This is a genomic window from Acinetobacter sp. GN11 (assembly GCF_054823985.1).
Window position 1 is genome coordinate 1 of record NZ_JRVL01000147.1, and the last position, 7,839, is coordinate 7,839.

General features: G+C 36.5%; 8 protein-coding genes. All 8 read right to left on the minus strand.

Features of this window, described 5'->3' with window-relative positions; translation table 11 throughout:
• Nucleotides 1-153: 153 nt before the first annotated feature.
• The 8 genes from NL42_RS12715 to sstT all read right to left on the minus strand — a co-directional run bounded on the left by NL42_RS12715 (nt 154) and on the right by sstT (nt 7,589).
• On the minus strand, nt 154-861 hold the full coding sequence (locus tag NL42_RS12715) for an SIR2 family NAD-dependent protein deacylase (RefSeq protein WP_461313015.1): 708 nt from the start codon (nt 859-861) through the stop codon (nt 154-156).
• 99 nt (nt 862-960) lie between these two features.
• Nucleotides 961-1,335, minus strand: a complete 375-nt coding sequence (gcvH, locus tag NL42_RS12720; protein WP_003651425.1) for a glycine cleavage system protein GcvH — start codon at nt 1,333-1,335, stop codon at nt 961-963.
• A 37-nt stretch (nt 1,336-1,372) separates the two neighbouring features.
• Entirely contained in the window at nt 1,373-2,398 is a 1,026-nt protein-coding gene (locus NL42_RS12725; protein WP_461313016.1) for an AraC family transcriptional regulator, read from the minus strand.
• A gap of 107 nt (nt 2,399-2,505) precedes the next feature.
• Nucleotides 2,506-2,946 (minus strand): MaoC family dehydratase, encoded by a 441-nt coding sequence (locus NL42_RS12730; RefSeq protein ID WP_009387078.1) that lies wholly within the window; start codon nt 2,944-2,946, stop codon nt 2,506-2,508.
• Entirely contained in the window at nt 2,946-4,793 is a 1,848-nt protein-coding gene (locus NL42_RS12735; protein ID WP_461313017.1) for an ABC transporter ATP-binding protein, read from the minus strand. The genes NL42_RS12730 and NL42_RS12735 overlap by 1 nt, the downstream gene beginning before the upstream one ends.
• Nucleotides 4,794-5,160: 367 nt before the next feature.
• Nucleotides 5,161-5,697 (minus strand): DUF2058 domain-containing protein, encoded by a 537-nt coding sequence (locus NL42_RS12740; protein ID WP_016138328.1) that lies wholly within the window; start codon nt 5,695-5,697, stop codon nt 5,161-5,163.
• A gap of 3 nt (nt 5,698-5,700) precedes the next feature.
• Complete coding sequence (locus NL42_RS12745; protein WP_016138327.1) at nt 5,701-6,381, minus strand: YoaK family protein; 681 nt, start codon at nt 6,379-6,381, stop codon at nt 5,701-5,703.
• Between the two features lie 5 nt (nt 6,382-6,386).
• The gene (sstT, locus tag NL42_RS12750; protein WP_440207186.1) at nt 6,387-7,589 is read right to left on the minus strand and encodes a serine/threonine transporter SstT; all 1,203 of its coding nucleotides are present in this window, start codon (nt 7,587-7,589) and stop codon (nt 6,387-6,389) included.
• Between the last annotated feature and the right edge of the window lie 250 nt (nt 7,590-7,839).

Here is a 7,839-nt window from a genome sequence, read left to right on the forward strand (position 1 = left end):
AAAATATTTTAATAAAAATAACTCTAAATCTAGTTACAAAGTGCTCGGAGGAGAAAGTTTTGTTGAGCAAAATTAGAACAATGTTAGAAAATTTTATCTAAAAAATAGTCATTTTTGCTCAAATTAAATTTATTTGGTCCTTAAAAATAGCACTTAATGGGTTAAATTCTCAAAAAGTTGATGCATTCCTTGAGTTGCTGACATCTTTAACAATTCGTATTGTTGAGGAACAAGTCCATAGTCTGCTTTGGGATCTATATAGTAAGCTTTACATTGATCTGAAATTTCATGTACTAAACCTGCAACTGGATATACGCTTAATGTCGACCCGATTACAATAAAAATATCTGCACTTTGCACGACTCTAATTGCTTCTTCATAAGTAGTTACAGCTTCACCAAACCAAACAACATGTGGGCGAAGGGGGTAGCCATCTGGGCAAAGGTCATTTTCTAAGTCTAATTTCCAACCGTTAATTTCATAAAACCGAGTTGTGAATTGTGCATTTGGGCCAGAACTTTTTGCTAACCGAATGTTGCCATGCAAATGTAAAACGTTGGAACTTCCCGCACGTTCATGCAAATCATCAATATTTTGAGTAATAACATGTACGTCAAAATAATCTTGTAACTTGGCAATATATTGATGAGCTGAATTGGGTTGAGACTCTAAAATATTTTTACGTCGTTCATTGTAAAAGCGTTGAACTAAAGCAGGGTTCTTTTGCCATGCTTCAGGTGTGGCAACTTGTTGGATGTCGTAATTTTCCCATAAACCATTACTGTCACGAAAAGTGCTAATTCCACTTTCGGCACTCATACCCGCGCCAGAGAATACAACAAGCTTTGTCATCAAGGTCACCGATTTGTAAAACTGATTTTAAATTAACTGCATAAACAAAGAAAAAAACCAGTCTAAATCTAAACTGGTTTTTATTAAATCTTGAAAACTATACCTATCTTATAGGCCAGCTTCATATTCTGCATTTGTTAAAAGTTTTTCAACATCTGCAATATTGTCTGGTTTGATTTTATAAATCCAGCCTTTGCCGTATGGATCATCATTTACAAAATCAGGATCATCTTCAAGGTCAGTATTTACTTCTACTACAGTGCCTGAAACAGGAGCATGGATGTCTGAAGCAGTTTTCACTGATTCAACAACTCCAGCTTGTTCGCCAGCTGTAACTTGACTACCAACTTCAGGAGTTTCGACATACACCAAATCGCCAAGTTCATCTTGTGCATGGTCAGTAATCCCTGTGATAACAAGATCACCTTCAATTTTTACCCACTCATGTGTACGTGCATACTTCAGTTCCGAAGGATGATTCATGGTAACTCCTTAAGCTTGTGTCCAATAGTTTTAAACATTATAAGTATGGGTCTTTACGCCAGTTGCTCGGACTGCGGCCGCTCCAGCGTTTAAAAGCTCGGCTAAAATTTGCAACGTCCGAATAGCCAAGTTCATCTGCAATTTGTTCAAGACTATAATCTGTACGGGAAAGCAGAGATGTTGCATGTCGATAACGCACTTCATCAACCAAAGTCGAAAAGGAAGTTCCTTCTGCTGCTAATTGACGCTTGAGTGTCCGATCTGACATGTGTAGATATTCTGCTACATTTTCTATGCTTAAGTAATGTTGTTCAGAATTACTTAAAATATCACGAACTCGCATCGCTAAACGACGGCGTTCGCCCAAAGCAGAAAGTTCAGCTTCGCATTGGTTAATGGCAACTTGACTTGCGATAGGGTCAGCATTAACTAATTTAAGCCCTAAATACTTTTTATCAAAACTTGAAATTAAATGTGGTTGGTTAAAGCGAATTGTACTACTTAACTTACTTCTATATTTCTCAAAACCTTCTGGCTCTGCGAAATCTAAATCTACATCACCAGCTAAATCTTCAATACCAGTCATCGCTTTCGCCATGCTCATGATACCGATCGTTAAACCTAAAACGATTTCTGTGCGTAAAGGCTCTAGTTCAATATCACACTGTAATTGTAAAGTCGCTTTGGGCCCAAAAGTTGAGAAATATAATTGTAAAAAAGGTAAGCGTAGCTGAATAAAGCGAGCTGCGAGAGCAATTGCTTCAGTAATGTCCTTGGCTGTCATAATTGCATAGCCAATGAAACCATGAATTGAAATACGCATTTGAGTACCAAGATGGTAACCCAAAGTAGTTTCACCAGTTAAATTAAGAGCGTGTTTCACTAGTTCATTTGCTACTGGTGTAGAAATACGATAGTCAGGATCAGCCAGTTGCTCGCTGGTAAGATGAAATGGAGCAAATAATGTTTCGTCGTTGTATCCCCAACGTGAAACGACATCTAATAGCAATAAGCCATAGACACCCGGAATACCCTGATCTTGACGAGCTGAGGTAATTTTCATATGCGTTCCATTGCTCTCATCAATTTTTCACATGCATTTCTTACACATCTTGTCATGAAATATAATCTGAGTTTATAAAAACTGTTAGACAATCATATCAACCATTTTTAAACATTTTTTTTAAAGACAACAATTTTTGTTGTTGAAATAAGTAAAACATCCCCGTATTGATTTAAGGCTTGCGTAACGTAACTAACAATACCACGATCTAATTTTGTTTTGGATGGTGTGATAGCTGAAATTTCAGCTTCAACATGAATTCTGTCACCAGGTCGAGTAGGGCGTGGCCAACGTAGACTAGATTCTGAACCGATTAAACCCCCATGGATCGGCATGCACTCTGTCCATAAACGCATAGTGATGGCAGAGGTGTGCCAACCACTGGCAGCAATCCCCTGAAAAATAGGATCATGCTTAGCTTGTTCTTCATCTGTGTGAAATGTTTGAGGGTCATAGGAATTTGCAAATTTTTTGATTTCATCTAAGGTGATTTCATATTCACGGCTAATGAAGCGATCACCAATTTTCAAATCTTCTAAATAAAGCATTAATCTTGACCCTGTAAAACTTTTTGTTCAAACAGGAAGCCGCCTGTTTGACGTTTCCATAATTGTGCATATATTCCATTTTGAGCAATTAACTCTTCATGTGTTCCTTGCTCAGCAATTCGACCTTCATCAAGAACAATTAAACGGTCCATTTGTGCAATAGTAGATAATCGGTGTGCAATTGCAATAACCGTTTTATCAACCATAAGGTCATTTAAACTGGATTGAATCGCTGCTTCAACTTCTGAATCTAATGCACTAGTCGCTTCATCTAAAATGAGAATAGGAGCATCTTTTAAGAATACTCGTGCGATAGCAATACGTTGTCTTTGACCGCCAGAAAGTTTTACACCACGTTCACCTACTTGAGCGTGATATCCATTACGACCTTTTAAATCAACCAATTGAGGTATAAATTCGGCTGCTTTTGCTTTATTTACAGCGTTTTCCATGTCGGCATCAGATGCATCTGGACGGCCATATTTAATATTTTCGGCAACTGAACGATGTAATAAAGACGTATCTTGAGTAACTAAAGCAATGTTTGCTCTCAAACTATCTTGAGTTACATCTTCAATATTTTGCCCATCAATTAAAATTGCACCGTCTTTGAGGTGATAAAAATGTAAAAGCAGTTGAATAAGCGTTGATTTACCTGCTCCAGAGCGCCCAACAATACCGATCTTTTCACCTGCTTTAATATGCAAGTTGAAGTGATCAATGACATTTTTATTGTTATAAGCAAAGCTTACATCTTTAAATACAATCTCGCCTTGAGGAACTTTAAGTGTTTTTGCCTCTGCCTTGTCTTGAATATTGATTTTTTTACCTAATGTTTGCATACCATCTTGAATGGTTCCAACATTTTCAAATAATGCAGACATATGCCACATCATAAATTCAGCCATACTATTAAGCTTTAAAATCATGGCAGTCGTCGCTGCAATTACACCTAATGCTGCTAAACCTTGAGTCCATAGCCAAACTGAAGTACCAATAACGCCAATAAATAAAACGGCTGATAGCATGTTGATACTTATTTCAAAAAGAGTACCTAAACGCATCTGAGCATAGACTGTTGTCATAAACTCTTTCATTGATGCTTTTGCATATTGGCTCTCACGTCCAGCATGAGCAAACAATTTAACAGTTTGAATATTGGTATAAGCATCGGTAATACGGCCAGTCATAACTGCTCTGGCGTCGGCTTGTTGCTGCGAAACTTTACTTAAACGGGGAATAAAGAACCATGCACTTATTAGAAATAAAGTTAACCAAACTAAAAGTGGTATTAACAAAATAGGGGAAATAGCCCCAAGAACAATGCTAACGGTAATAAAGTAAATAGCAACGTAAGCCAACATGTCGCCCAAAATAATCCAGAATTCACGGATTGCTAGGGCAGTTTGCATTACTTTTGCAGAAAGTCTTCCTGCAAAGTCGTTATGGAAAAAATCTAAGCTTTGTTTCAATAAAAGGTTATGAAAACGCCAACGCAAACGCATTGGAAAGGTACTATATAAAATCTGGTGTTTAACAATAGATTGAATATTTACGAAAAAGATATTAGCAAATAAAACACCAATTAAAAGCAGTAGATCAGTTGCATGTTGGCTGAAAAAACTTTCAGGATGACTTTTACTTAACCAATCCACGAGTTGTCCAATCTTTGAAAAAAGTAAAGCTTCAAAGCTCGCAGCACCTGCTGTAAAAAGAATAAGTAAGAATAAGTAAGGGCGTAAGCCTTCTGTCGCTTGCCAGACAAATGGAAAAAAACGAGTTGGTAAAGGTTCATCCAGACCTTTTGTTGGGTAGGGATCTACAAGTTTTTCAAACCACTTCAGCATGAATTACTACCTTTAAGACAAAAGCCACTTAATTAAGTCTTTGCAATTAAATTTACAAAAAAGTCAGTTAGATCAATATCACTTAGGTTTTCGATCTTTGGAGTATGTGCAAATACACATGAACTGATTACGTTGTACGTCATTTGTTAGTACATGACGTAAAATTTGGATACCTGAAGAAATCTTCAAGAATGTCGCGAGGACTTAAAAAATTATGATTTATTATATCGGGATTAATAGATAAAGTGGTGAAGGAATTTATTCTTTAAGTATTTTTTCTGAGTATTTTGAACATTTGTTAAATTAATACTCTTAAAGCAATTTGAAAAAGGCCTTTAGATTTACATCATAAAGGCCCTTGTATGTATTACCACATTAAATCATCAGGAATAACATACGCTGCATAAGGATCTTCTTCATTTGTGGTCTGTTCATTGGACTCAGCATTGTTTAATAGAATAAAACCTTTCATTTTTTGATCAATTTTTTCAGCTAATGGTTTAGGTAAGTATGCGTATTGATTTTGATCTTTAGCAATGAGCAAACTGCCTGAAACAAGTGCATTATATATTTGCTGAGAAATATATACCTTCTTGATCTTACCCTCATCAATAAATTGATAAACACTATCACCATCAGTATTTGAAATTTTATGATGTTTAATCATTTGAATGATAGATGCTTTGAGGGCTTTCTCCTCAAGTTGTTGCTGTTTTTCTAAGTTTAAAGCCTGATCTTTAGCTAACTTTTCTTGTTGAGCTTTTTCAATATTCGCTTTAATTTCAGGCTCATCGCTTTGCCCAATACGTTGTTCGTGATGAGCTTGTTTTGTTAGTTTTTTTGCTTTTTTATTATCCACTAACCCAGCTTTTAGTAGCTGTGCTTGTAAGGCATTTTTAACCATGACTTAATCCTTATGTGAAGTTGAAGGGCTGTAGAAGTAAACTACCCAGTAAGAAATACTTAAGACTAAGCTTAAAGTTGCTGGCAATAAAAATGCTTGTAACTTTAGATACGGATGTACCAACGCTGCGAGAATTCCCCCAAGCAGAAAACCCGTAAAAATAAGTAAGTGTAAAACAATACGTCTGTTTTCTACTGGTAAGCCTCTGGCTTTATATCCAAGGGCTAAACCAATATCTGTTAAAACACCAGATAGATGGGTAGTTCGAATAATGGTGCCTTTATAATGGCTCACCATTGCATTTTGTAAGCCCATCGCTGTACAAGCCCATAATAATCCATAGCGTGGAAAATAAGGAAGTAATAGCCAGCAAAGAAAAATGAATAAGGCAACAAGACTTAGGGGTAGGCCATAGCGACGACCTAATCGAAAGTGGCTGCTGCCTAAAATAAAACCACTATAAAATGAACCGCAAACATAACAGATAATTACCAGAAGCAAGAAGATGATATGTTCTGGTTGCCACTCTACCAAACTCATAGCTAGCATACTAACGTTGCCAGTCATATGTGAAATAGATTGATGTAAAAGGGTAATTAACCCTAATACATTAATCATTCCGGCATTGAATGCCAGTAAAAAGGCTCCGAGTTGGAACCAGTTTGGTAGACGTTGAAATGGCATTTTTTTTAAGAAGCTTGTTTAGAGCGAATATCTACAGCTGCGGTAAATAAAACATCCGTAGAAGAGTTAAGCGCTGTTTCTGTAGAGTCTTGCAATACACTAATGATCATACCAATAGCTACCACTTGCATAGCAATTTCAGTTGAAATACCAAATAAACTACATGCTACTGGAATCAAAAGTAAAGAACCACCAGCGACACCAGAAGCACCACATGCTGAAACTGTAGCAACAACTGATAAAATAAGCATTGTTGCAAAATCAACATGAATTCCAAGCGTATGTACAGTTGCTAATGTGAGTACAGTAATTGTTACTGCTGCACCAGCCATATTGATTGTCGCACCTAATGGGATAGACACACTTGCTGTAGATGGATTAACACCTAAGCGTTCTGCCAAGTCTAGGTTAACTGGAATGTTGGCTGCTGAACTTCGTGTGAAGAAAGCTGTAATCCCACTTTCTTTAAGACATTTAAACACGAGAGGATATGGATTCCCACGTATAGTAAGTGCAACAAGAATTGGATTAATAACTAAAGCAACAAAGAACATCGTACCCAATAGTACTATTAATAGTTGAGCATAACTTTCAAGGGTTGCGAGGCCAGCGTCAGCAAAAGTTACTGCAACCAAACCGAAAATACCGACAGGTGCAAAAGCAATTACTTTATGAATAATCGCGCTGACAGCATGTGCAACATCTTGCATTACTTCTTTTGTGGTGTCAGAGCTATGGCGCATAGCTAAACCTAAGCCAATTGCCCAAGCTAAAATACCGATAAAGTTTGCTTCACTAATTGCTTGAACAGGGTTAGCAATAAAGCTTAAAAGCAGATTTTTTAAAATATCCGCTAAACTTCCTGGTGCTTGCAAATCATTGTGTGAAACCGTGTTAAGGAACAATGTACTAGGAAAAGAAAGACTAACAATCACAGCTGTGAAAGCAGCAAGCAACATACCGATTACGTATAAAATTATGATTGGACGTAAATTTGCGCTATGACCCACTTGAAAGTTGGCGATAGAGGAAAGTACCAATACAAAAACTAAAATAGGGGCAACCGATTTTAAGGCTTTAATGAAAAGCTCACCAAATAAACTTAAATAAGGCGTAACGTTTGGAAATAGTAATGCGACACCAATACCTAAAATAATGGCGAAAATAATCTTGGCTACCAAGCTTAATCGAGAAAAGAATTCAAGCATATAAAGACCTTATTAACCTATTCGTGGCTAAAGGTTGAACAAGCGGAGTATTTTATACTTAAGTTAAGTGAATCTTAAGCTTTTTTATACCAACTAGATTTTTTTATAATGATTGGTAATATTAAGTTTATGTTTTAAATTAATTTATTATTGAAATGGAGCATTTTTTGTTGGTTGCTTTGCTTGTTAATTGTTCGTTAAGAAAATAAATTCTTTCAAAAACTGTAAAAGTACCGCATGGACTACAGAG